23 protein-coding genes and 1 pseudogene are annotated in these 21,313 nt (G+C 36.5%); 4 read left to right on the top strand and 20 right to left on the bottom strand.

Annotation, left to right across the window (positions count from 1 at the left end; translation table 11 throughout):
* Window positions 1–5: 5 nt before the first annotated feature.
* From E0Y80_RS09580 to E0Y80_RS09530, 11 genes and pseudogenes are all read right to left on the bottom strand, one after another.
* Window positions 6–641 (bottom strand): LysE family translocator, encoded by a 636-nt coding sequence (locus E0Y80_RS09580; protein WP_156307454.1) that lies wholly within the window; start codon window positions 639–641, stop codon window positions 6–8.
* A gap of 12 nt (window positions 642–653) precedes the next feature.
* Window positions 654–1,106, bottom strand: a complete 453-nt coding sequence (locus E0Y80_RS09575; protein WP_156307453.1) for a DoxX family protein — start codon at window positions 1,104–1,106, stop codon at window positions 654–656.
* A 72-nt stretch (window positions 1,107–1,178) separates the two neighbouring features.
* Entirely contained in the window at window positions 1,179–2,081 is a 903-nt protein-coding gene (locus tag E0Y80_RS09570; protein WP_156307452.1) for an NAD(P)-dependent oxidoreductase, read from the bottom strand.
* 25 nt (window positions 2,082–2,106) lie between these two features.
* On the bottom strand, window positions 2,107–2,748 hold the full coding sequence (locus E0Y80_RS09565) for a hypothetical protein (RefSeq protein ID WP_156307451.1): 642 nt from the start codon (window positions 2,746–2,748) through the stop codon (window positions 2,107–2,109).
* A 290-nt stretch (window positions 2,749–3,038) separates the two neighbouring features.
* Window positions 3,039–3,914 (bottom strand): helix-turn-helix domain-containing protein, encoded by an 876-nt coding sequence (locus E0Y80_RS09560; RefSeq protein WP_156307450.1) that lies wholly within the window; start codon window positions 3,912–3,914, stop codon window positions 3,039–3,041.
* Window positions 3,915–4,160: 246 nt separating this feature from the next.
* On the bottom strand, window positions 4,161–4,568 hold the full coding sequence (locus E0Y80_RS09555) for a RidA family protein (RefSeq protein WP_156307449.1): 408 nt from the start codon (window positions 4,566–4,568) through the stop codon (window positions 4,161–4,163).
* 205 nt (window positions 4,569–4,773) lie between these two features.
* Window positions 4,774–5,889 carry an oxidoreductase gene (locus tag E0Y80_RS09550; RefSeq protein WP_156307448.1) on the bottom strand — a complete coding sequence of 372 codons (1,116 nt, stop codon included), beginning with the start codon at window positions 5,887–5,889 and terminating at the stop codon, window positions 4,774–4,776.
* 61 nt (window positions 5,890–5,950) lie between these two features.
* Window positions 5,951–6,535, bottom strand: a complete 585-nt coding sequence (locus E0Y80_RS09545; protein WP_156307447.1) for a Crp/Fnr family transcriptional regulator — start codon at window positions 6,533–6,535, stop codon at window positions 5,951–5,953.
* Between the two features lie 33 nt (window positions 6,536–6,568).
* On the bottom strand, window positions 6,569–6,979 hold the full coding sequence (locus tag E0Y80_RS09540) for a nuclear transport factor 2 family protein (protein WP_156307446.1): 411 nt from the start codon (window positions 6,977–6,979) through the stop codon (window positions 6,569–6,571).
* An 11-nt stretch (window positions 6,980–6,990) separates the two neighbouring features.
* Window positions 6,991–7,515: a TetR/AcrR family transcriptional regulator gene (locus E0Y80_RS09535; RefSeq protein ID WP_156307445.1), complete on the bottom strand. Its 525-nt coding sequence runs from the start codon at window positions 7,513–7,515 to the stop codon at window positions 6,991–6,993.
* A 94-nt stretch (window positions 7,516–7,609) separates the two neighbouring features.
* Window positions 7,610–7,831 (bottom strand): annotated as a pseudogene (locus E0Y80_RS09530) (conjugal transfer protein TraG); the annotation flags it as partial.
* Window positions 7,832–8,004: 173 nt separating this feature from the next.
* Between E0Y80_RS09530 and E0Y80_RS09525 the strand changes: the two are divergent.
* Window positions 8,005–8,400 carry a hypothetical protein gene (locus E0Y80_RS09525; RefSeq protein ID WP_156307444.1) on the top strand — a complete coding sequence of 132 codons (396 nt, stop codon included), beginning with the start codon at window positions 8,005–8,007 and terminating at the stop codon, window positions 8,398–8,400.
* A 60-nt stretch (window positions 8,401–8,460) separates the two neighbouring features.
* On the opposite strand, the gene E0Y80_RS09520 is transcribed toward E0Y80_RS09525, so the two are convergent.
* Together E0Y80_RS09520 and E0Y80_RS09515 are read right to left on the bottom strand one after the other, a co-directional pair.
* Window positions 8,461–8,844, bottom strand: a complete 384-nt coding sequence (locus tag E0Y80_RS09520; RefSeq protein ID WP_156307443.1) for a diacylglycerol kinase family protein — start codon at window positions 8,842–8,844, stop codon at window positions 8,461–8,463.
* A gap of 208 nt (window positions 8,845–9,052) precedes the next feature.
* Window positions 9,053–9,445, bottom strand: a complete 393-nt coding sequence (locus tag E0Y80_RS09515; RefSeq protein ID WP_156307442.1) for an LIC_13387 family protein — start codon at window positions 9,443–9,445, stop codon at window positions 9,053–9,055.
* A gap of 183 nt (window positions 9,446–9,628) precedes the next feature.
* Between E0Y80_RS09515 and E0Y80_RS20995 the strand changes: the two genes are divergently transcribed.
* From E0Y80_RS20995 to E0Y80_RS09500, 3 genes are all read left to right on the top strand, one after another.
* On the top strand, window positions 9,629–9,982 hold the full coding sequence (locus E0Y80_RS20995; protein WP_156307441.1) for an SdpI family protein: 354 nt from the start codon (window positions 9,629–9,631) through the stop codon (window positions 9,980–9,982).
* Between the two features lie 79 nt (window positions 9,983–10,061).
* The gene (locus tag E0Y80_RS09505; RefSeq protein ID WP_156307440.1) at window positions 10,062–10,442 is read left to right on the top strand and encodes a hypothetical protein; all 381 of its coding nucleotides are present in this window, start codon (window positions 10,062–10,064) and stop codon (window positions 10,440–10,442) included.
* 58 nt (window positions 10,443–10,500) lie between these two features.
* A complete protein-coding gene (locus E0Y80_RS09500; protein ID WP_156307439.1) occupies window positions 10,501–10,995 on the top strand; it encodes a hypothetical protein in 495 nt (164 codons plus the stop codon).
* A gap of 13 nt (window positions 10,996–11,008) precedes the next feature.
* Here the strand turns inward: E0Y80_RS09500 and E0Y80_RS09495 are convergent, their stop codons facing one another.
* Genes E0Y80_RS09495 through E0Y80_RS09465 form a run of 7 tightly spaced genes read right to left on the bottom strand, consistent with a single transcriptional unit; the run spans window position 11,009 to window position 21,256 of the window.
* The gene (locus E0Y80_RS09495) at window positions 11,009–12,235 is read right to left on the bottom strand and encodes an MFS transporter (protein ID WP_156307438.1); all 1,227 of its coding nucleotides are present in this window, start codon (window positions 12,233–12,235) and stop codon (window positions 11,009–11,011) included.
* Window positions 12,236–12,251: 16 nt separating this feature from the next.
* Window positions 12,252–13,316 (bottom strand): hypothetical protein, encoded by a 1,065-nt coding sequence (locus E0Y80_RS09490; protein ID WP_156307437.1) that lies wholly within the window; start codon window positions 13,314–13,316, stop codon window positions 12,252–12,254.
* Complete coding sequence (locus tag E0Y80_RS09485; protein ID WP_156307436.1) at window positions 13,292–14,236, bottom strand: dihydrodipicolinate synthase family protein; 945 nt, start codon at window positions 14,234–14,236, stop codon at window positions 13,292–13,294. The genes E0Y80_RS09490 and E0Y80_RS09485 overlap by 25 nt, the downstream gene beginning before the upstream one ends.
* Before the next feature lie 5 nt (window positions 14,237–14,241).
* Window positions 14,242–14,940, bottom strand: coding sequence for a FadR/GntR family transcriptional regulator (locus E0Y80_RS09480; protein ID WP_156307435.1), 699 nt, complete (start codon window positions 14,938–14,940; stop codon window positions 14,242–14,244).
* 28 nt (window positions 14,941–14,968) lie between these two features.
* Window positions 14,969–16,621, bottom strand: a complete 1,653-nt coding sequence (locus tag E0Y80_RS09475) for a sialidase family protein (RefSeq protein WP_156307434.1) — start codon at window positions 16,619–16,621, stop codon at window positions 14,969–14,971.
* A gap of 11 nt (window positions 16,622–16,632) precedes the next feature.
* Window positions 16,633–18,087: a RagB/SusD family nutrient uptake outer membrane protein gene (locus tag E0Y80_RS09470; protein WP_156307433.1), complete on the bottom strand. Its 1,455-nt coding sequence runs from the start codon at window positions 18,085–18,087 to the stop codon at window positions 16,633–16,635.
* Window positions 18,088–18,097: 10 nt separating this feature from the next.
* Complete coding sequence (locus E0Y80_RS09465; RefSeq protein WP_197091540.1) at window positions 18,098–21,256, bottom strand: SusC/RagA family TonB-linked outer membrane protein; 3,159 nt, start codon at window positions 21,254–21,256, stop codon at window positions 18,098–18,100.
* Window positions 21,257–21,313 lie beyond the last annotated feature (57 nt).

The raw sequence follows: 21,313 nt of genomic DNA, 5'->3' as shown, positions 1-21,313 counted from the left end.
TGTCATTATTTAGCTTTTGAAAGCACCATTTTTATGGCTAAAAAAGTCAGTACACTGGCCATAAACCATTTTTGCGTCCTTACCCAAAGTGGATTTCTTGTAAGGAAAGAAGCCATTTTTGCAGCGGTCATTACAATAATAAAATTGATAGTGAAGCTGATAGAAATCTGTGTAATACCCAATGCCATACTCTGACCTAATATAGAGCCATATTCCGGTTTGATAAATTGAGGAAAAAAAGACAGGTAAAATACAGCCATTTTAGGATTCAACAGGTTGGTAAAAAAGCCCATCAGGAACAGTTTTCGAGGCTTGTCTTTGGCAATATGCTCATTCACTTCAAAAAATGTTTTGCCATTGGGTTTAATGGCCTGATACGCCAAATACAACAAGTAAATAGCGCCCGAAATTTTCAGTATTCCGTAAGCAAACGGAACAGCCAGTAATATAGCCGTCAATCCAAATCCCGCCAGGACGATATGAAATAAAAAACCACAGATAACGCCAACTAATGAAACAAGCCCGGCTGTTTTACCCTGCGTAATGCTTCTTGAAATAAGATAAATCATATTCGGCCCCGGGCTGATAACCATCAGGAAGGCAGCCAAAGCAAACCACAAAAGTTCATGAATCGGGATCATCGTTGTTTAAATTTAAGCTGTGAGTTTTTTGGATATCAAATTGTCCAGTGAATATTTTCCACTTCCCTGAATGAACAGTGCCAGACATAAGCCGAGCATCAGCAAATGATATTCGAATCCTTCACCTTCCTTATCGCCAAACCAGTTCATGAAAAAGCCATGCTCGAGATGTCCGCCAAATAAAATTATTCCGATAAAAAGTCCACCCAATGCAATTGCCCAAAAACGGGAGGCAAAGCCCATTATTATAAAAATGGGTGCAAAGAACTCTATTAATATAACTAATAGCCCCACCAGCCATGGGTGTCCCATCTGTTGCAGCCCCTCCAAAGTTTGGGTAAACCCAAAGCCACCAAACCAGCCCAACATAGCCCGCGCTCCGTGTGGAAACATAACGATACCGATTGTCAGTCGAATGATCAGACCTGTATAATCATTGTGCGTATTAAAAATTTTCTGTTTCATTATTTTCCTTTTTTATTCTAGTTATATCTTGTTTGTATCCCCTTTAAATATTGTGGTCAATGCTGGTAGTTGCTATTGTTTCCCTAGTAGTTCGAATAAACTCGAAAATCCCTGCGCTCCATGCCCATCAGCTATTCTACGGTCCATGAGGTTTTTGATTTCTTGCATGCGCAGAGTTTCCACATTTTTTGATTTTCGATGATTGATGAGGTCATCAAACATCGCGGCTTGAACCTGAAGCGGCCCCAAGTCGGGCTGGTATGTACCCAACTTAATTTCATTGACCATTAGGGACAGCAGCGGGCCATAGCCCTGTAGCGTGCCCGCAACCCGATGTGCAAAAGCGGCCAAATCCACTCCTTCCTGATGCACCAATTGAAGGGTATGCAAAAAACCTATTAAAAATTCATAGCCAATAGCTACCTGCGCTAAAAAATCTACAGCCGCGGCTCCTGCGTCTTCTCCGTAGTAAGTAATGGCACCTAGCTTTTCCAACAGCGGATACTGCGCATCAAAAACGGTTGGCTTACCACTGAATAATAACTGTGCTTTGGCGGTTCCGATGTCTATTGGGTCAGCCAATATTTTGCCATCGATATAGGAAGCGTTCTGTTTTTCAGCCCACTCAGCAAAATCACGAGCCTGAGCAGGTGTGCCGCTCGTTAAATTGATGAATACTTTTCCGGCAACCGCACCAGCTACCTGTTTGAGTACTTCATCCACAGCCGTATTGTTTAACAAGCAGATCACAATCTGATTACTGGCAACAACTGCCTCACTAAGTATTTCTATACCCGCTGCACCTGCTTGAACTAGTGGTTTACATTTTTCCGCATTACGGTTCCACACAACCGTATCATAACCTTGATTGATAAATGTATAGGCTATCGCGGCTCCCATATTACCCAATCCAAGTACCGTTACGCTCTTCCTTTTGTTGTGAGGTATTTCAGTTTTGATGTTATCTATATTCATATTTAATTGTATTTTAAAAGTTCTGTTAGAATACTCTTCGCACAAAAAGTCCAAAGTTGCTGTAGTGTTCCGTATTTGGCCCGTATTGGTCAAAGTTTACACCCAAACCATATTGTACACCTTTATTGTCCACTCCTAATCTTGCATATTGAACACTCTTTAAGTGCCCGTTCCAATGCATTGAAGTAATATATTGAAGCTGCAAACGCGCATAAAGATTGAAATTCTGATTTTTGCTACCTTGATATTCCACAGAACCGAACAGCTCAAGACTGGGGTTAGACCAAACATCCATTCTCGTAAAAATGAGATACGATAAGTCATTTTTTTTATTGAAATACCAAACAAAAGCCGAAGGCACAAACCGATTTCCCGGTGCATAGATAGAACCCAAACCGGTTGCCCAGCGATTATTTATTTCGTAAGTAAGATACGACTGGCTCATCACTTCAATCCCCCGCTTTTTGTCGTAAGGAAGCAAAATAGAAGACGTGTTAAAAAATCCAAACGGCTTTTCCGCAATGATTTTGCCGGAAAACATATGCTGATAATAGTAACTCGAATGCCCTGCAGTGATTTCCACAGGGACTTGCGCCTCGCTGTGCAAGCACCACATGCAGAAAAACAGGCAGGCCAGCAAGTTTTTTATTTTCGTTGTTTCTTTCATCGTTCCCTTCAAATTTCTTTTTGTTAGGCTGTGGTCGGATAATTATTACAGTCAACCACTGTTTAAAATATGGACACATGAAGTGCTGAAAACGTGACAACCTATTCAGGATATTTTCTTCCGTTGGTGATTTGTCTTGTCTTTTCGTAACGAAAGAAATGCATCTTATCTAAACTTCATTGTACGTTTTCTGTAATACCATACGAAGATATGAAGGAGCCTAGCCGTCAATACTGTAAGTATGACGGCAAAAAATGTAGTTTTTTCTGTTTTTGATGTAGAACCCGCGATTATGCAGGAATTTCAATTGTATTTTTGAACTCAGTGGGGAGCTGACCTTCGTAGCTTCTGAATGCCCGGGAAAAATGAGAAGAGTCTGTGTAGCCAAGTTGAAACGACACCTCTTTGACAGACATATTCCAAAAGCTCAACAGGTACTTGGCCTCCTGCATGATATGAAACTCAATCCATTTTTTCGCCGAAAGCCCGGTGTATTCTACTAATATTTCGCTCAGGTATTTTGGTGATATATGCAACTGTTCCGCATAAAAAGCAACATCTTTATACTGCGAGAAATTCTTTGAAACTAATTCTCTAAACTTTACAACGGTATGTTCTTTACCGTTGAGTTCCTTTTTATTGCCCCGGTACAGGTTCCAGAAATATTTCTGTGAAATAATCAGGATTGAATATAGTATGCCCGATACTGCTTCGGGCTTATCAGCTATTGCCCGAAGTGTGCTGAAAAGCTGTTGCATTTCCTCGAATTGCCTATCGGTGAGTTGCATCACACTCTTTTCATCGGGGCAAAAAAATTCGAGAGAATAGAAAAACGACCTGCTGAAATTATTTACAAAAATATCATCATAAAAAAATAACGTGTCATTTGAGGGAAAACTGGTATTGAGCCATTGACAGGTCATTCCGGGGCCAATCGTCAACAGGCTTCCTCGTGTTAAATCATAATCGGTAGTGCCTATCCTGATGCGCGCTCCCTCACCATAATACAGACCGATAGTATAAAAGTAGTTTTTAAAGGGATTGGTGATTTTCAAGTCTTCAAGACACGTTTTTGATGCCAGATAATAAGGCGCTATATGGCCATCATTTTTTTGAGACCTTAAATATCTGAGCAGATCAAAGTTATCTGAATGTTTTTGTATCATAAGGAAGATGTCTAAAAATTAGTATAATCCTGGGAATGCTTTTCCGTCCAGATTGAAAAATAATAATTATGAAATGTGAAGTTTATTCTCATGTCAAACTTAGTATATCAGAAAATACTAAAATACGCAATTATTATCATTTGATGATGTATGGTTATTTATACTTCGTTGTATATAAATGTCCAAAATAAACAAGGAGTAGATACTACTTATCCACTCCTTACTGTGACTGGTTTTATTTTCGTATTACTTTTCCCAATCTGCCAGCGCATCCGCCACAGCAATGGCTTCAATCTCAATCAATGCATCCGGCGAAAACAATGACGATACTTCAAAAATAGTATCTGCCGGATATGGGGGAGTAAAGTATTTGCCTCTCAATTCGACAATCTTCTCAAAGTTCTTCATGTCACGGAGCATGATAGTGACCTTAACCACGTTTTTCAAACTTGAACCTCCAGCACTCAATACCTTGTCCAGATTTTCAAAAGCCATTTTTGCCTGTGCATCAAAGTCACCTATGCCTATAAGCTTTCCATCCTTGCCAATAGCGGTCTGTCCCGAAATAAACAACAGATCGCCTACACGATGTCCCTGAGCCAGACGGAATGGTTCATAAGCGTCCGGCGTAATTTTAATTTGTGAAATTTTCATGATAATAATTTGTTTTTTAATGGCAATGAAGCTTGCTTGAGTTGATTTTTATATATCCTTTTTTCGATGGTGACACAAGCAGGTTTCATTTTTTATTTATTTGATTTATAGATGTGTTCCTTTGTGCGAACGTTTTTCCTGTGATGTCTATACTGAAAGTAAAGTCCCAATTATCAAGAATCTGTTCATTTTCATTGTTCTCTTTCTAACTATTTTCAAGATTTAATTCTTTGACGATTTTCCGGGTATGGCTAAGGGTTGCCTCCGGCCATAACATTTCACGGTGAAAAGGAATCAAGGGTAACCCGTTCATGGTTTTCATTACCCAATGGGGATCTGCTAAGGCTGCTTTTCCGATAGCAACCAGCGTTGCGTGGGTGTCCTTCAAGGCAACTTCCGCCTTTTCAACATTATGGAAACCACCGTTGGCAATGACAGGAATGCCCGTTGCCTGCCGGATAACCAATGCCAATGATATTCCGTCTCCAAAAAAGCTGTCCCGTTCCCATTCGCCCGTCTGCACCGCTACGTGAACAAAATCGGGTTTGCTCACCTTTATTTCTTCTGCCAGTTCTTTAGCTGTTTCAATACCATGTTTCCAACGGTAGGTAAGGTCATTTACTTTCCCCTCTGAAACCCGTAAACCGACAATGAAACTCTGTGGCACGGAAGCCTTTATACCAGCAATAATTTCAGCAATAACACGGAAACGGTTCTGCATAGTGCCACCATATTGGTCGTTTCTGTGGTTCAGTTCCGGTGTGAGGAACTGGTCTAACAAATAACCATTTGCCCCATGAATTTCTACGCCGTCAAAGCCTGCCTTATAAGCGTTTACAGCTCCATTGATAAAGCCCTGTTTCATTCTTTCAATATCCGTCAAGTCCATTTCTTTAGGGGTAGGAAATGTCCCCTCGCCACCGTAGGAAGACATCTTTGTGCCAACAGGTTTTAGGGCAGACGGAGCTAAGGTGTTCTCACTATATTGCGATAAAGCACCTGCGTGCATCAACTGAGCGAAAATAAGGGAGGGAGATTGATGGACAGCACGGGTTACCTTTTCCCAAGAAGCGCTTTGCGCTTCGTTTACAAGTGCAGGTTGGTTGTTATAACTCTGGCTACCGTATACATCAGTGTAGATACCCTCGGTAATGATAACTGCAAATCCTCCAATTGCAAATGCGGAATAATAGTCCTTCATTTCGTGCGTAGCCAAGCCGTCCGCCGTAGCGCTCACGCGTGACATGGGGGCAACTACCGTCCGGTTGATCAATTCTCTTTGCCATGTAATGGCGTTCTGAAAAATAGGATGATGTTTCATTTGCTTCTTAATATTATGAAGCAAAGTTGACGGTAAATGATGGAGAAAAAATTGATCTAGGTCAAGACGGTTTATTTTTTTTCTTAATGCGGCTTATAAATTCAGCTGATACACCCAAATACGATGCAATCAGATATTGGGGTACTTTGGATGCTATGTTTGGGTAGTTTTCCAAAAAGGCATAATATCTGCTTTCGGCATCCTGAACATTGTTATAGATAATTCTTTTTTGCAATGCGCCCAGATAACTTTCTAATATTATCCGAAAGTACCGCTCCAAACGGGGAAGTTCAGCCAGTAACTGCTGAAAAGAATAGTGGCTAATCTGTAAAACGGTCGTTCTTTCTATGGCTTGTATGTTGTATATTGAGGGCTTCTGTTTGGAAAAGCTATCTAAGTCAGAAGCCCACCAGTCGTCGATAGCGAAAAACAAGATTTCCTCATTGCCATTGTCAGCGTTGATGTAAAATGCTTTTAATGCTCCCGAAACGACATAACTATCATAACGACAGGTATCGCCATTATGCAAAAGATAGTCCCCCTTTTCCAATGTTTTCTCCGTCCAAAAACGCTCGAAAGTTGAAATTTCATCCTGCGTAAGATCTATATATTTCGAGATGTTTTTTAATAAAGTATTTTCGACCATATAAGTATTCCGTTTTCGTTCACAATTTAGTAATTATAAATACCTGTCAGCCTCTTTTATTTCGAGGTCATTGATACTAGCGTACCGTTTTTTCATTAAGCCGTTTTCATCAAACTCCCAATTCTCGTTTCCGTAGGCTCTAAACCATTTACCCTCTTTGTTTCTGTACTCATATTCAAACCTAACGGCAATTCTATTATCGGTATGCGCCCAATACTCTTTTTTGAGCTTGTAATCCAATTCTTTTTCCCATTTCTCGGTCAAAAATCTTACAATTTCTTCCCGACCATTGATAAACAGGTTTCGATTTCGCCATTCACTATCAATGGTATAAGCCATTGATATCTTTTCGGGATTTTTGGTATTCCAAGCATCTTCTGCCATTTGGATTTTTTGCTTGGCTGTCTCCAAAGTAAATGGAGGTAAAGGATGTTTCTGTTCCATTGTTTTAAGCCTTAAATTAAGCTGTTTACGATTTTTTTTGATTTCTTGACCAACTCATTTGATTTAAAGAGTTGGCTTTCTATAATTGAACTTTCAAATAACAGGTAGATGTGAGCGGATAGCAATTCCTCTCCAAGTTCTTTTTCAAAGAATTTTCTAAGGTCGTTTTTGTGTGCCTGTATAACTGAAAGTATAGTACCTTGTTCTTTTGATATTTCCGACAGGATGTTCAAAAAACTGCACCCCCTAAAACCTTCCTTTTCGTTCATATAAACAATGAAATCAAAGGCTTTCAATATTCTTTTTTTGGTGCTTTTCGATTTTGATACGTATGTTATCAATTCAGAAAACCAATATCCATGTCTTGCATTTAAAAACGCAACACATAGGTCATCTTTTGATTTAAAGTGTTGGTAAAAACTTGCTTTGGCAACATTGGCTTCACTGATAATCTGATTAATTCCAGTGCTATTATATCCCTGTTGATGGAACAGTAGTGAAGCGGTATCAATAATTCTTTCTCTTGGGGTATCCATGTTTATATCCTTTATGAAAGCAAATGTATAGAATAATAAATGAACAGACAAGTCTGTCTATTTACTTTTTTTAGAATACCCATTATTTTAGCCGTTATCCATCTTGCTGTATCAAATGTTGTAAATCGGGGTCATTCTTAATCCGCTCCATTTCGCTTTCCACAATATGTACAACGTCCGCTTTGACCTGCCTGTAATTGGCTTCGATGACCTGCTTCATATTGTCGTTGCCGTCTTCATCGGTAAAAGATAATATCTGCGGTATCTTTTTGTAGGCTTTGGTTTCGGCAGACACCTTTTCGTTATCCACCACGATAAATAATCTTTCAGTACGTTTAATAACTATTAATCTTCCAAAAAAGAGTTCGAGTTTCGTACCAGTAAGTTCACTGGAAAGCTTCTCTAGAATTAGGGGAGCTTTTTTGTTTTATTTGTAGCGCAAAGAAATTATTAAGCGTTTATATAAATTATTAACCAAGCATTCACCCTATGAAACAATTAATCTTAACATTTTCAGCATTATTTATAGTATTATTTACTTTTAATTCTTGTAAAAAAGATCAAATACATGTAAATGAACTTTCTGGAAGATGGATGGTAAAATCTAAAGCAGCGCCTGAAGCCGTTGATGGACTTGCATATTATACATTTAATGATAATGGGTCATATACCTTAGAGGTTATAGATTATTTGGAAGATAATAGCGGAACCTATACTGGTACATATAAACTAACTGATAATAATACTATTATCACTTTGTATAGGGATGATATGGAACCCATCAAAAACAAAATTTTAATCTTTAATAAGAACTATATTAAATGGACATGGTTAGATGAACAAAATAAAACTTCTGAATATACTGAATTAAATAAAATGAATTAAAATATAGGACTGCCATCACAATTTAGGGTTTGGAAATTAATAGAGTTTCAATTCTCCAACTCAATATCCTGAAAATATCCGTGGTCCAAAAATAAAGGCCGCGACTATTAATGCAATGAGGGCAGTCACTAGGACGGCTGCTGCTGCCAGGTCTTTTATGATCTTGATCCTTTGGTGATATTCCGGAGAGATATGATCACAGATGTTCTCAATGGATGTGTTGAATATTTCGGCAGATAAAACCATTCCAATGCACATTAGGACGGCAATCCACTCCATTCTGTCAATGTCGAAATACCATGAAGCAAGTAAAACAAAGATAGTGGCCAACAAATGTATCCGCGCATTTGGTTCTTGAAGAAAAAGGGACCGTAGGCCATGGATAGCATGCTTAAAGCTCTCGATCCGCTTTGATGGACTGAATGTTTCTTTTGGTTTTGCCATAGTTTTTTGATTTAGGTAACTTCACACTTCTAGAATTGGAGAGCAAAGAACTTACAGTAAACCTACGAAACATTTCTGCTCATTTTATCTGTCATATTTAGGATTGCTGGGAAATTTTAAATCGAATGAATTTGCTTCTAAAAGGAAATTCAAAGAATGATCGTTTAAGCTTTTGTTTTGAGGATATTTTGATTGAATAAAGTTCGTTTTACTTATATTTCAAATAGGCTAATATAAAGGATAACGCAGCTATAGTAGAAAAAATTTGACCCGGTAGGGCAAAATAATACCACATCAATCCGCAAATAAGGGTACTTCCAATTGTTAATATGAGCAATGTTTGCTTATTTATTTCCTTTAATGTAAGAAGCAGCAGAGCTATGAATATGATCAATAACCCCATCATAACACTATAGCCCTGATGGAATTTATATAAACTAAATGCAGAGCCAAAAAGTTTAAAATCAAACTTATCTAAATGAGCCTCTATTGAGCCATCTTTACTCATTTGCATTTCTCCATATAGATGGCCAATTCCAAGTATTAAGAAGAAGATAATGCCTATTCTTAGGTAAGTTTTGTAGGAGAATTTGGTCTTCATAAATCCTGATCGTTATAAATTTTCCCTATCTGAGGGACCTTAAGTATTTAAGGATTTATCTTTTGATTGACAATAAATATATAGAAAAACATTTAGGGATTGGCTCTTTCATTTATAACTGTTTTTTTGGTGAAAATAAGTCTTATGATTTAGTTTCTAACTTTACTATTCTTAAATTAAAATATGAACTTGGTTTTTCTAATGGACTATTCTGGAATATTAATTTGCGATATAATCATTATAACAATTCCCATTCTGATGTATTTGTTTCCAAAGAGGGATATTAATTTTTTTATTGGATACAGAACCCCTAGATCAATGAAAAATCAAAAGACTTGGGATTTTTCACAGAGATTTTACTTTAAAAAATGGTTAATGGTAATTCCGCTAGTGATTATTTTCCAATTCATAATGATTGGCATTTTGGAGTTCAAAAACTATGATCTAATTGAATCTCTTTCTATGGGGATTTTCTTGATTTATTCAATCATATTGATATTTATTACAGAAAGAAGGTTAATAAAGCTCAAAGAATAACCTCTCCATTCATTAAATACCTGAAGATTAAGATTAGTTTTTGCATATATTTAAATGAAAAATATACATTTTGATTTATATGAAATGGAAGACCATCTTAATAATAATTACGATTTTAAATATATCGAATTTACCGATTATCAATAAAAACATATTATTGGTAGCTGATGGTCAAAATCCATTTAGGTATTCAAATTCAAATGCTTCCTATACTAAAGAAGACACATTTGGTTTCAAAGATTTATTTATCAATGATTGGTCCATCAATCGTTTTATTGAAGAGGCTCGTCCATCCAAGGAAAACCAACAAATCTTTCGATTATATAAAATAAACCCTCTGTGCTTTTGGCGGTGGTCCTATTATATATCTATTAGTAGAAAATTTCCATATAAATCTTGGGATGAAATTGAGCCCAAACGGGTTCCTTTTGATGCAGAAAATATGTGGCAGGAATTTTAATAGGGCAGGGAATTTAAGTCTTAATTTTCATATTATTACAAATAATTTAAATCTAGGAATGGGACACTATAGGGCAAATTCAACAGATTCTTACAAATTTAATGTGAAGTCCGACAACATTAAGGTAGGAGATCTAGTTTATAAAAAATGGTATTCATTTGAGGCAGATATTCTGATGCCTGATGGCAGTAAATTTCAGCTTAGACCCAAAGGGTTTTGGGATTCGAAAGTAGAATTGACAGATGGTTCTATAACCTTATTGGAAATTAAAATGGGATGGAAAGGAATCGTTATTAAGACTTATTTTGATCAACAAGAAAAGCACTACTTATTAAAACTTAAAGGTCTCTTAGGTGACAAGTTTATTCTCATTGACGATTCGAATCAAGAATTAATGAGGGCAAAAACCGATTTTAAATGGAGAACCTTAAACTATGAATATTCGATTGAAACAACAGAAAGTTTTGACCATTTAGGGTATAGAAATTTACTGTTGCTAGCCCTGTTGCATAGTATGAATTATTATATGACCTTAATAAGTTCAGCCTCATAATCGGAAGAGCTGATTAATCTTTATTCTGAATTTTAATAAACCTAAGAGACAAGGTAGCTAGAAGCAATAAAACTGCAACAACTTGAAAAGTGATTGCAAGACTTACATTTGCATCCTTCAATGCGCCACCTACATAGACCATTATTCCTCCGACAATTGTACTTAGGAAGTTTAGAAATCCATATCCTGTTGCGATGTATTTAGGATTGATTACTTGACGCAGCAAAGGCATCAGATTGGCGTCATTGAAACCTCTTGCTAAACCAAAAATAATCATTCCACAAATTGCTAAACCAAAAACTGTGGTTGAAGATAACAGGAACAAAAATGGGGTTCCAATACAAAAGCCAAGTAAAATAACATTCATCCTGCCCTTTGGATTCTTTTGTACCCACTTATCTGCTAGGATTCCTCCAATAATTACTCCAATGAATGACCCAACTTGCATATATCCCGTGGCAGAAATTCCAGCACTCCCTAAACCAAGATGAAATTGTTCCTTAATGAAGGTAGGTAACCAGCCATTAATTAACCAATTTGCCATCCCTAAGACCGAAAAGAAAATTAAAATAATATAATATGAGGGTATTTTAAATAATGATCCCAAAGCTTCTTTCAAACTAAAAGAATCTTTGATATCTTCTTGTAAGTTAAGTCTTTCTTCTTTCTTTTTATCCTTCAATAAAAACAGTAGCAGGAATGAATAGAGAACCCCAAAGGCGCCAAATACATGAAACCCATATCTCCAACCCCATAATTCAGCAATATATCCCCCTAGACCTCCTAATGCTAAACCTGTATATAATCCGCACATATGAAGGCCAGTTGCAAGAGATCGTGTTCTACCTGAATGGTAATCAGTAATTAAAGCTAAAGCAGCAGGAATATAACATGCCTCACTAATCCCCATAAGTACACGAGTAAAGAGCATTTCTGAAAATGATTGTGTGTATCCAGTCCAAAGAGTAACAGCTGACCAAACTCCAACGGAAAAAATTATGACCATCTTTCGAGAGTACTTATCAGCCAAATAGCCTCCAAATGGACTAACCAAACCGTAAGACCAAAGAAATACAGACGTTAATAAACCAAATTGAGCATCGTTAATGTGAAAATCTGCAACTATTGGATCTCGCATTGAGGTTATCAATAACCTATCAAAGTAATTTAAGAAAGCAACTACCCACAATAAGGCAACCACCAACCATGGATAATATGATTTGTTCAATTGGGTTTTCATAATTTATTTTGATTTATTACTTAAATTTTAGTACCTGATTAGTTCTAACCGATGGCTTAGCTTCTCCTCCAATAATAACAACACTATTATTCCAATGAATAGCTGTCGCAGTCACCGGTGCAATTATCTTTTTTAGTTCTCCTCTTTCTGTTTTTATTTGAGAAGGTATTTCATAAGTGATTTCCCAAGTATTTTTTTCGGCGTTATAGGTAAATACTTTTCTTGAAAATCCAGGATGATTTTCTCTTAATTCTGAATCAACTAATTCTCCATTATCTCCAGAAAGAAATGTAAATTGATTTTTTTGAAGTTCAACTCCAGGATTGGAGACAGCAGTAATAGCTTCTGGGCAACCTTCAATCTCAACCCACTTTACCCCATTGAACTTGAAACCATCTTTTAAATATTTTCTTTTCCCATCATTTAATGAAGCCCCAGAAAAAACAAATAAACCTAATTCATTTACAGCAGAAGCAGAAAGTATCCTTCCATTGTCGGGTAATGGAGGCAACTCAACCCAACCTGACTTAACATCTTCAAGATCAAGTTTAAAAACTCTATTTAAAGCAGTCTTTGAATCAACATTTTCTTGTCCACCTAACACAAACCAATTACTACCGTATTGCGAAAAGGAACAGTTTGCTAGGGAAATTGGCAACTTTGGTAATTCTACAAAATTAATTTGCTGATTATCAATTGAAATCTCAAATACCTTGTTAAAGTGCACCTTCTGATTGCTTCCTCCAGCAATATAGAATTTACCATTAAAGCTAGCTGAAGCTCCATATCCAACTTTAAATGGCAGCTTACCTAATTCTACCCATGTAGATTTTTCATTTTCAAGGTAAAACAGCTTATCTGTCCAGATTTTTACACCCGAATCCCAAGGCGGGACACCATCTTTGAATTGTGCCCCTCCTGCGCTGACAATTCCATTACCTAATTTCCCGCCAAAAGATCCAGCAAAACCTAATTTATCAGGAATAGTATCTAATAATTCCAAATGCTTTTCCTGGCCTTTGGATGTTAAATAAATCATCATAATTGATATAGTGATTAGGCTTTTCCAGAGGTTCTGCATAACTCCAATGTTTTAAAGAAACCAATACCGTCTAACTCCTCTTTCAATTCATGATATTGCTCGTTTGCCAAAGTTAGCAATGGTAATCTTGAGGAACCCATTTCAAAACCTATCATTTGCATAATTGCCCTCTGTGCAGGAATTGGTCCATATTTAACAATTAACTTGATCATTTTCACCGCTTCATATTGCAGTTGCTGTGCAGATTCAATCTGACCGGATGAAAACAGGTCTATGACTTTTAAGTAAATGGGCGCAGCATAATTATAGGTGCTTCCGATAGCTCCTTTTGCACCAACTGATAATGCTGGTAACAATAACTCATCAAACCCAAAGAGCATATCGAAATCTTCTCCACAAATTTGAATTCCATCTTGATACTCATGAATGGCAGATGAAGTAAATTTTATACCTGCAAAATTATCTACCAACTTAGAAAAGTTTGTAATAAAATTTTCAAGATTGATGTTGACACCCGTAATATGCGGTATATGATAATAGTAAAATGGTAATTTAGGTGCAGCATTTGCAATTTCCGCCAAACTATGCATTAACACTGTTTCATTAGCAGGTTTAAAATAAAATGCACAAACTGAAGAGAAACCGTCAGCATTGATCTCTTGGGCATGAATAGCTAAATGTTTAGCTTCCTCTATTGAACTATGTCCAACATGGATAATAATTTTAACTCTCCCCTGAGCTACTCGGACAAATTCAGATGCAATTTTTTTCCGTTCTGCAATAGTAAGGCTCAAGCCTTCCCCATTTGTACCACAAACAAAGACTCCTGAAATCCCAATATCAATTAAATGATCAACTAACTTTGGAATGTATTCATAATTAACTTCTCCTGTGGGATAATATGCGGTAAAAGCAGCGGCTAATAATCCTTTTACTTTATTGGTAGATTGAAATCTCATGTTTTTTATTTATTTATATTGGCAAGAGCATCTAAATGTGGTCTTAAATGTTCTTCCATTCCCTTTTTAAATTCGTCAATATTTCCTTTTCGAATCAGTTCAACCAAATCAGCATGACTTACTTTAGGTGCAACCACTCTCTTCTCAGTCTTTAGCACAAAATCAAACAAAGGCATGAGCATAGATTGAAACCTTTTTAAGGTTTGATTACCTGTAATTTCATATAACTTCCCATGGAAGGCTATCTCATTTTTTATACGAAATGATGGATTGGTGGAATCATCGTTTTTAACAATCTTATCTAACTCTTCCAAATGTTGCTCCTCTATTCTCATAAAAAGTAAATCGGCCATTCCCAATTCTAATACAAGTCTAAGTTCAAAAATGTCATGTAGCGTATTTTTATCTACAAGCTGAGGCTGCAAAACTTTTTCTAGACTTCCTAATACATCTGGATGCGTAAGAACCATTCCTCTTTTCTTTTTGGAAGTTATTATTCCAAGCATTCTCAATCGACTTAAGGCTTCTCTAAGAATATTTCTACTTACCCCTAAAGCCTCAGCAATCTCCATTTCAGTTGGGAGACTATCTCCAGCCTTAAGTTTTTTCTCCTGAAGAAAATCTCTCAGTTTAAGTTCTACTAAATCTGTTAAAGATGTAGCCTCAATGGGCTTAAATCCCATGCTTGTTTCTTTTGTGCTCATTTATTTCAATTAGTGCAATAATTTCTATTTAATCTTTCATTACCTCTTCTATAGGAATCCTCTGAAAAACCATATCTGATTGACTACCTTCATACAAGACCCCTAAACTTTTGTCATCAACAGAAGTAATACAAGAATATCCTCTTCCGCTCCATTCATCTAGCAAAATTTGTTTTTCAATAGGCCAAGTTTTTCCATAATCAAAACTGGTTTGCAAGGTAATATGATCTCTTTTTGCAATAGAATGTGGATTACAAAAGAATAAAATTTCCTTCATTTTGCCACTTTTTTTAACTTGATGCTTGTGTAAACTGGCCATACAAGTCGGCTCAATTAAGGTATTTAGTGATGTCGCATGTGTTTCCCAGGTTTTTCCAAAGTCGGATGTAATAGCAACTGCCCTACCATTATTTGGTGTTGCGGTCCCTCTATTCCGATTCGCTCGCATATTTAACATCAATACGCCAGGTTCTAATTCAACTACAGCACATTCAGTGGTTCCCTTTTCTATTAATACGGCTTCGGAAGAACTATGCCATGTTTTTCCAGAATCCTTACTATAAGTTATATTTGAAAATGGATTACCATCTTTATCTCTACCTTGGGTAGGAAAAACCAATGTTCCATCCTTCATAGTTATTCCTTGGCCAGGTGCAGGGGCCCATAGCCACCATTCTTCCTTTTTCCCTTGTTTAGTAATATTCACAGGTTCCGACCATGTTTTACCATCATCAGTACTCTTTGTAATTAAAAATTGGGCCGTCTGTTTGACATCGAATCCAGGTTGAGAACCTTTCGTTAGCCATTGATGATTCCAAATCTTACTTGTGTCCGTTAATCCTTCAACCCACTCTCCATCTTTATTTTTCACACCATACATCCATAAACCTGCAATATAAATATCACCAGATTTTTGATCCACTAAAATACAGGCGTCTGATACTCCATTGAACTTTTCAGGTAAATTACCCCAAGTTTTCATATCTAAAGCTATTTGGATTGGTTCCCAAGTTTGTCCTTTATCAAAACTTCGTTGGACAGCAATATCCATGTGCCCTTGCAGATCCCTTGAACTTTCATATCTCGCATCATAGATCGCTAACAAGGTGCCTTCCTTGGATGTCGCTAATCCGGGAATTCTTGAGGTATTTACCCCATCTTGCATATGTTCGCGAACTGAAAACGCAGGTCTAAAAACCTTTTTTTCTTTATAATTTCCTATAATTTTATTATTAGTTGAAATTGAATTAACCTGAACTACTATTTTATTTAACAAATCAACATCCTTTCTTAAACCTAAGCTAATCCAAAAATATTGTTTACCTTCCATTTGGATTTTATAATTTAATGGAATAATAATTTTAGGACTTGAAGGCTCCATACTAGTAATCAGATCCAATTTATCTAAGTCTGGTTGAATCGTAGAATCTATCTTGGAAGCGTATAAACTAATAGATGTTAAATCTTTGAAGTTTGTACTCCCTTCAAATGAAATTGATAGATTTCCAATTTCTTTTCCAACATCCTCCTTCTTTGCTTCTATTGTAATTCTGGCAATCGGATTATTTTTCTTTCCCAATAATAGTGGGAGTTGATAATATCGTATTTCAATAACTGATGCTTGTACAAATACTGAACTGCAAACAAATATTAATAACATAAAAATGCCTAACCTTTTCATATTGTTTTTTATTAATTGTAACCTTCTGTTTGTTTGATGTTTGGATTAGTATTGATTGAACTATCATGGACCGGCCAAAAAAGAACATTAGGTTTGTCTTTTTGGGATTTCAAAGATTCCACCTCTGTAAACACAACACCCATACGAATAAAATCCCACCATAATTTACCTTCCGCTACAAACTCTCTTTTTCTTTCTAAAAGTATGGACTGATCAATTTGTAATTTATTTAATCCAATGTATTTATTGTCAATTCCATATGCTCTTTTAGCGATAAGATTCAGGTTCTGCAGAGCCAATGTAGGATTATTTAAGGCATTTTCTATTTCCGCACTCAATAATAGTGCATCAGCGTAACGGTAAACAACTAAATCAGAATCAAAAATCCTAGTTCCATTTTCCCATGTTCCAGAATACTTATTAATCCATTGAAATGAAGACTGTTTTCCAACATCAAAATACGATTCATAGCTAACTTTTGTCCGTTGATCTGTAGGTTCAACAGCCAGGAATTCCTTATATTCATTTGTTAGAAAAACCCATTGTTGATGGGATCCAACCTTAATCGGATTCTCAATGACAGATGCAGAAACATATTGAAGTGGGACCAAATAATCACTTGGATATCCACCCGTTGCTTCATCCATAATCATTCTCCAACAAAAGATAATCTCTGGATTCAATTCTGTCTTAAATACATTTGCAAAATTTGGTAACAGTGAAAACTTCCCACTACTGATAACCTTATCAATTGCTACCTTTGCTTTATTCAAAGCGTCCTGACCAGCATTATTTACTTTAGACATCCATAGATAGTAATCTGCCTGAAGAATTTGTACTGCCGATTTTGTTGCTACTTGGGGTTTATTATTACCCGCTGGAATCAATTGTTCTGCAAGTATTAAATCTTTCTCCACTTGACTAAACACCTCTTTCATTGGACTTCTTGTTGGGTACAAATCTTCTTGGGTACTTGATTCGAATCCACTCAATACAATAGGAGCGTCTCCCCAAATTCGAGCAATCCAATAGTAACAAAACGCTCTGATATAATGAGCTTGTCCAATAACATTGTTTTTTTCTTCATCAGAGGTAAATGTAATTTCAGGAACATACTTCAATATTAAATTACAATCATTAATCGTTGTATACAAATCCTTCCAGTTTGCCTGAGCATGGGTACTGTTAATTTGATTTGAGAAAGCGTTACTATATCCTGCACTGGTCTCTAAACCTTTACCCCATAAGCCCGTTCTATATTCTCCCCAAAATATATAAGCCGTTGAAAAGGTCGAACGCATCCTAACATAAGCACCATAAATTGCTGCTTTTGCATCACTTTCGTCTTTCCACATTGAATTTGCTGTAATAGCGCTCTCCAAGTCCACTTCTAATTTATCTGAACAACCAGGCATAAATAAACTAGTTGTTAGAAATAATATGCTGTAAAAAAATCTTTTTTTCATAATCATTCAATTAAAGGGTTAGTTTAATTCCAAGAGAATATCTGCGGATAGCTGGATAGTTAAAATAGGAAGCGCTGTAGGTTGAACTTGTACCTACCTCTGGCGAAATTCCTTTACCCGCACCTTCCCAGAAATACATTAAATTTTGGCCTGACAAAGCTATTTGTAGATTTGATGCCCCAATTTTCTTTGTCAAGTTTTCTGGCAGGTTATAAAGGAAAGTGACCTCTCTAATGGCCAAATAATCTCCTTTATAATTAAAGGCTGATGAGGTCCTTGAAAAATTTGAATTTCCGACATCAGGATCATTTGCAAAGAATCTAGCATACTGAGCATTATCACCAGGCTGTTTCCATGTGTTTTTCACATCATTTACTAGGGTGTAATTATCCGCGAATGTGTTCATGAAATAGCGCATGTAAGCATTGTGATTTATACTATGGCCAAGTGCCCAATCAACAAATACATTTAAACTAAAAGATTTATAAGTAAAGGTATTCTGAAGCCCTCCTGTACTATGTGGAACAGTCATTCCAAGTTCAAATTGATCCTTACTGGTTATGACTCCATCGCCATCTCGATCTACCCATTCATAATCACCGGGCATTTTTCTTCCTTTAATACTTTTACCATCTTCTGGGTCCCAACCCCTAGCTGATTCATCATATAGAGCATTGGCTGCCTCCTCTTTCGTTTGGATGATATGATCGACTTGATAGCCATAATATCTGTATAAAGATTCACCTTCAGCTGTCCCGCCAAACGCCGATCCATCTGCCAATTGAATTCCTCCAATTCTGTTATTTTCGCGACCATTGGTTGGTAACTTAAGTACTTTATTTTTAACAAAACTCCAGGTCAACTTAGAGTCCCAACTAAAATTCTCCTTCTTTATATTTTGGGAACCAACCTCAAAATCAAAACCATGAAACTTCACCTTACCAACATTCGTTTGCACGGTTGAATACCCAGATGTATTGGGTAAATCCATACTGAACAACAAGTTCTCTGTTATTTTGTTGAAGTAATCTACTTGGAAACTTAATCTGTTATTCCAAACATTAAAATCTATTCCTGCGTCGAATTGGGTAGAGGTTTCCCATGTTAGATCTCGGTTTGGCATAATTGAAGGCATTATTCCTGCATTACCATCATATCGAGTATCAGCTACATATCTACCTAATGCATCATACAGACCGATGGAATTATTTCCTGTTTGACCAAAACTACTTCTTAGTTTCATGTAATTTATGGCATTTTGGTTCTTGAAAAAATCCTCCTCAGATACTATCCATCCAGCTGATACCCCGGGAAAGAACCCCCATCTATTTTGTTCGGCAAACAAAGATGAACCATCATATCGAAATGTACCCATTAATAAATAACGTTGCTTATAACTGTAGTTTGCTCTTCCAAAATAACCGATCAATACCTGCCTCCATTTATCACTATCAGCATCTGTTTTATTTGGGCCTGCTGATAATGAAGGGACTTTATCTGAACTAGCTCCATTAACTGCTGCGGAAAAATTGGAATTATCAGTTTGTTGGTAGGAATAACCAACCATAGCTGACAAATCATGATTTTGAGCAAAATTTTTGGAATAATTCAATAATCCATCAAACTTCAATCGATCTAATTGGCCATTACTTTGTCTGGTTGTTCTTAAGCCACTAAATTCATGGGCTTTTTCAAAATAGCTATAGTTGTTGGTATGTGAAAAGTTTGAAACCACAACCTGTGCTTTTAACGATTCCAAAACCTGATAATCCAGTCCTCCAGACAAAGAAAACCTTTTGTCTTTATTGCCAATATCCCTTGTAGCCTCCCACCACACGGGGTTTGGCGAGCTTGCATTATATCCTGGGGTTGGTTTTCCATTGTCATAGTATATTTTTTGTGTTGGTGGGGTTGCTAAACCCCTCGCGATAACATTCATTTGATTTTCGAATGCTGATGACAGGGTATTTGAATAATCAAACATGGTGTTAAAGGTCAACTTTTTATTGATACTGACATCTACCTTTCCGCGTGCAGTAAAGCGGTCAAAATTTGTCCCTAATGCAACCCCGTCATCTTTGGTGTAACCTGTACTTCCAGCATATCGAACAGTCTGATTACCTCCATCTAAGCCAATGTAATAGTTTTGCCAATTTGTATTTCTAAACAATAAAGATTGAAAATCATTATCTTGGAAAATTATAGTTTTGCTAGGGTCCAATGGATCAGCCATACTTTGATAACCAGCAGGAACACTTTCTCCGTTTTTTAAATATCGAGTGGAATAAATGGAAGTAAGATCATTCCCAGAACTTGCTGAATAACCAGAATTGAAATTATAATTCTTGTTTGGGCTTAATGCAACAGCCGGTCTTACTGTGGAAATATAATCTCGAGAATTCATGAAATCTATCAATGATTCTGGTGTCTGATATGCGTAATTCGCATCAAATGTAATTCTAGCAGAGCCGGTATCTTTTCCCTTCTTGGTTGTAATTAAAACAACCCCATTAGAAGCCCGAGAACCATAAATAGCTGTAGATGCCGCATCTTTTAAAACCTCTATTGATTCAACATCATTTGGGTTTATTCCTGAAAAAGCTCGTTCAACTCCATCTACTAATACTAATGGATCATTAGTTTTATTGATAGACGATCCCCCGCGGATTCTAAAAACCGCATCTGCTCCAGGGGTATTATTAGATTGATAAATTCGAGCTCCAGCAACTTTACCTCGAAGTCCTTCTCCAATTGTGCTGATTGGTATATTCTCTAAGACTTTCCCGTCCACTTTGGAAATAGCTGTCGTTAAAGTTCTCCTGCTTTGGGTTCCATATCCCACAACTACAATCTCATCAATATTAGTATCTGAAGGCTTTAATTGAATCGATAAATAATTTTGACCTGCAAAGACTTGCTGTTCAAGTGTTTCATATCCAACACTGCTAAATATTATTGTACTTGGAAATGAATTAATTTCAATTTCAAACTGTCCTAAATCATTGGAGGTAACTTGAGTTTGGCTACCTTTTATCCCAATCGTCACTCCCATCAATGCTTGATTCTTATCATCCAAAATTTTCCCGGTAATTTTTGATTGAGAATAAGATGGATAACCAACAAGAAGCAAAAGAAAGCAGCTTAAGCAACTGATTAACATGGTTTTCATAATAATTGAGTTTATATTGATTAGTATTTATGTACTACATAAAGACAAATATAAAAT

The sequence above is a fragment of the Sphingobacterium endophyticum genome (assembly GCF_009733535.1).
GTDB lineage: Bacteria > Bacteroidota > Bacteroidia > Sphingobacteriales > Sphingobacteriaceae > Sphingobacterium > Sphingobacterium endophyticum.
This window is presented reverse-complemented; position numbering and strand designations above follow the sequence as displayed.

Bases quoted from the DNA above. Each gene is read 5' to 3' on its own strand.
- E0Y80_RS09470 (WP_156307433.1), bottom strand. From the start codon at position 18,087: ATGAAAAAAAGATTTTTTTACAGCATATTATTTCTAACAACTAGTTTA.
- E0Y80_RS20995 (WP_156307441.1), top strand. From the start codon at position 9,629: ATGAACTTGGTTTTTCTAATGGACTATTCTGGAATATTAATTTGCGAT.
- E0Y80_RS09570 (WP_156307452.1), bottom strand. From the start codon at position 2,081: ATGAATATAGATAACATCAAAACTGAAATACCTCACAACAAAAGGAAG.
- E0Y80_RS09540 (WP_156307446.1), bottom strand. From the start codon at position 6,979: ATGGAACAGAAACATCCTTTACCTCCATTTACTTTGGAGACAGCCAAG.
- E0Y80_RS09490 (WP_156307437.1), bottom strand. From the start codon at position 13,316: ATGCAGAACCTCTGGAAAAGCCTAATCACTATATCAATTATGATGATT.
- E0Y80_RS09485 (WP_156307436.1), bottom strand. From the start codon at position 14,236: ATGAGATTTCAATCTACCAATAAAGTAAAAGGATTATTAGCCGCTGCT.
- E0Y80_RS09500 (WP_156307439.1), top strand. From the start codon at position 10,501: ATGGGACACTATAGGGCAAATTCAACAGATTCTTACAAATTTAATGTG.
- E0Y80_RS09580 (WP_156307454.1), bottom strand. From the start codon at position 641: ATGATCCCGATTCATGAACTTTTGTGGTTTGCTTTGGCTGCCTTCCTG.
- E0Y80_RS09475 (WP_156307434.1), bottom strand. From the start codon at position 16,621: ATGAAAAGGTTAGGCATTTTTATGTTATTAATATTTGTTTGCAGTTCA.
- E0Y80_RS09565 (WP_156307451.1), bottom strand. From the start codon at position 2,748: ATGAAAGAAACAACGAAAATAAAAAACTTGCTGGCCTGCCTGTTTTTC.
- E0Y80_RS09465 (WP_197091540.1), bottom strand. From the start codon at position 21,256: ATGAAAACCATGTTAATCAGTTGCTTAAGCTGCTTTCTTTTGCTTCTT.
- E0Y80_RS09495 (WP_156307438.1), bottom strand. From the start codon at position 12,235: ATGAAAACCCAATTGAACAAATCATATTATCCATGGTTGGTGGTTGCC.
- E0Y80_RS09520 (WP_156307443.1), bottom strand. From the start codon at position 8,844: ATGGCAAAACCAAAAGAAACATTCAGTCCATCAAAGCGGATCGAGAGC.
- E0Y80_RS09515 (WP_156307442.1), bottom strand. From the start codon at position 9,445: ATGAAGACCAAATTCTCCTACAAAACTTACCTAAGAATAGGCATTATC.
- E0Y80_RS09555 (WP_156307449.1), bottom strand. From the start codon at position 4,568: ATGAAAATTTCACAAATTAAAATTACGCCGGACGCTTATGAACCATTC.
- E0Y80_RS09505 (WP_156307440.1), top strand. From the start codon at position 10,062: ATGAAATGGAAGACCATCTTAATAATAATTACGATTTTAAATATATCG.
- E0Y80_RS09535 (WP_156307445.1), bottom strand. From the start codon at position 7,515: ATGGATACCCCAAGAGAAAGAATTATTGATACCGCTTCACTACTGTTC.
- E0Y80_RS09575 (WP_156307453.1), bottom strand. From the start codon at position 1,106: ATGAAACAGAAAATTTTTAATACGCACAATGATTATACAGGTCTGATC.
- E0Y80_RS09560 (WP_156307450.1), bottom strand. From the start codon at position 3,914: ATGATACAAAAACATTCAGATAACTTTGATCTGCTCAGATATTTAAGG.
- E0Y80_RS09550 (WP_156307448.1), bottom strand. From the start codon at position 5,889: ATGAAACATCATCCTATTTTTCAGAACGCCATTACATGGCAAAGAGAA.
- E0Y80_RS09545 (WP_156307447.1), bottom strand. From the start codon at position 6,535: ATGGTCGAAAATACTTTATTAAAAAACATCTCGAAATATATAGATCTT.
- E0Y80_RS09480 (WP_156307435.1), bottom strand. From the start codon at position 14,940: ATGAGCACAAAAGAAACAAGCATGGGATTTAAGCCCATTGAGGCTACA.
- E0Y80_RS09525 (WP_156307444.1), top strand. From the start codon at position 8,005: ATGAAACAATTAATCTTAACATTTTCAGCATTATTTATAGTATTATTT.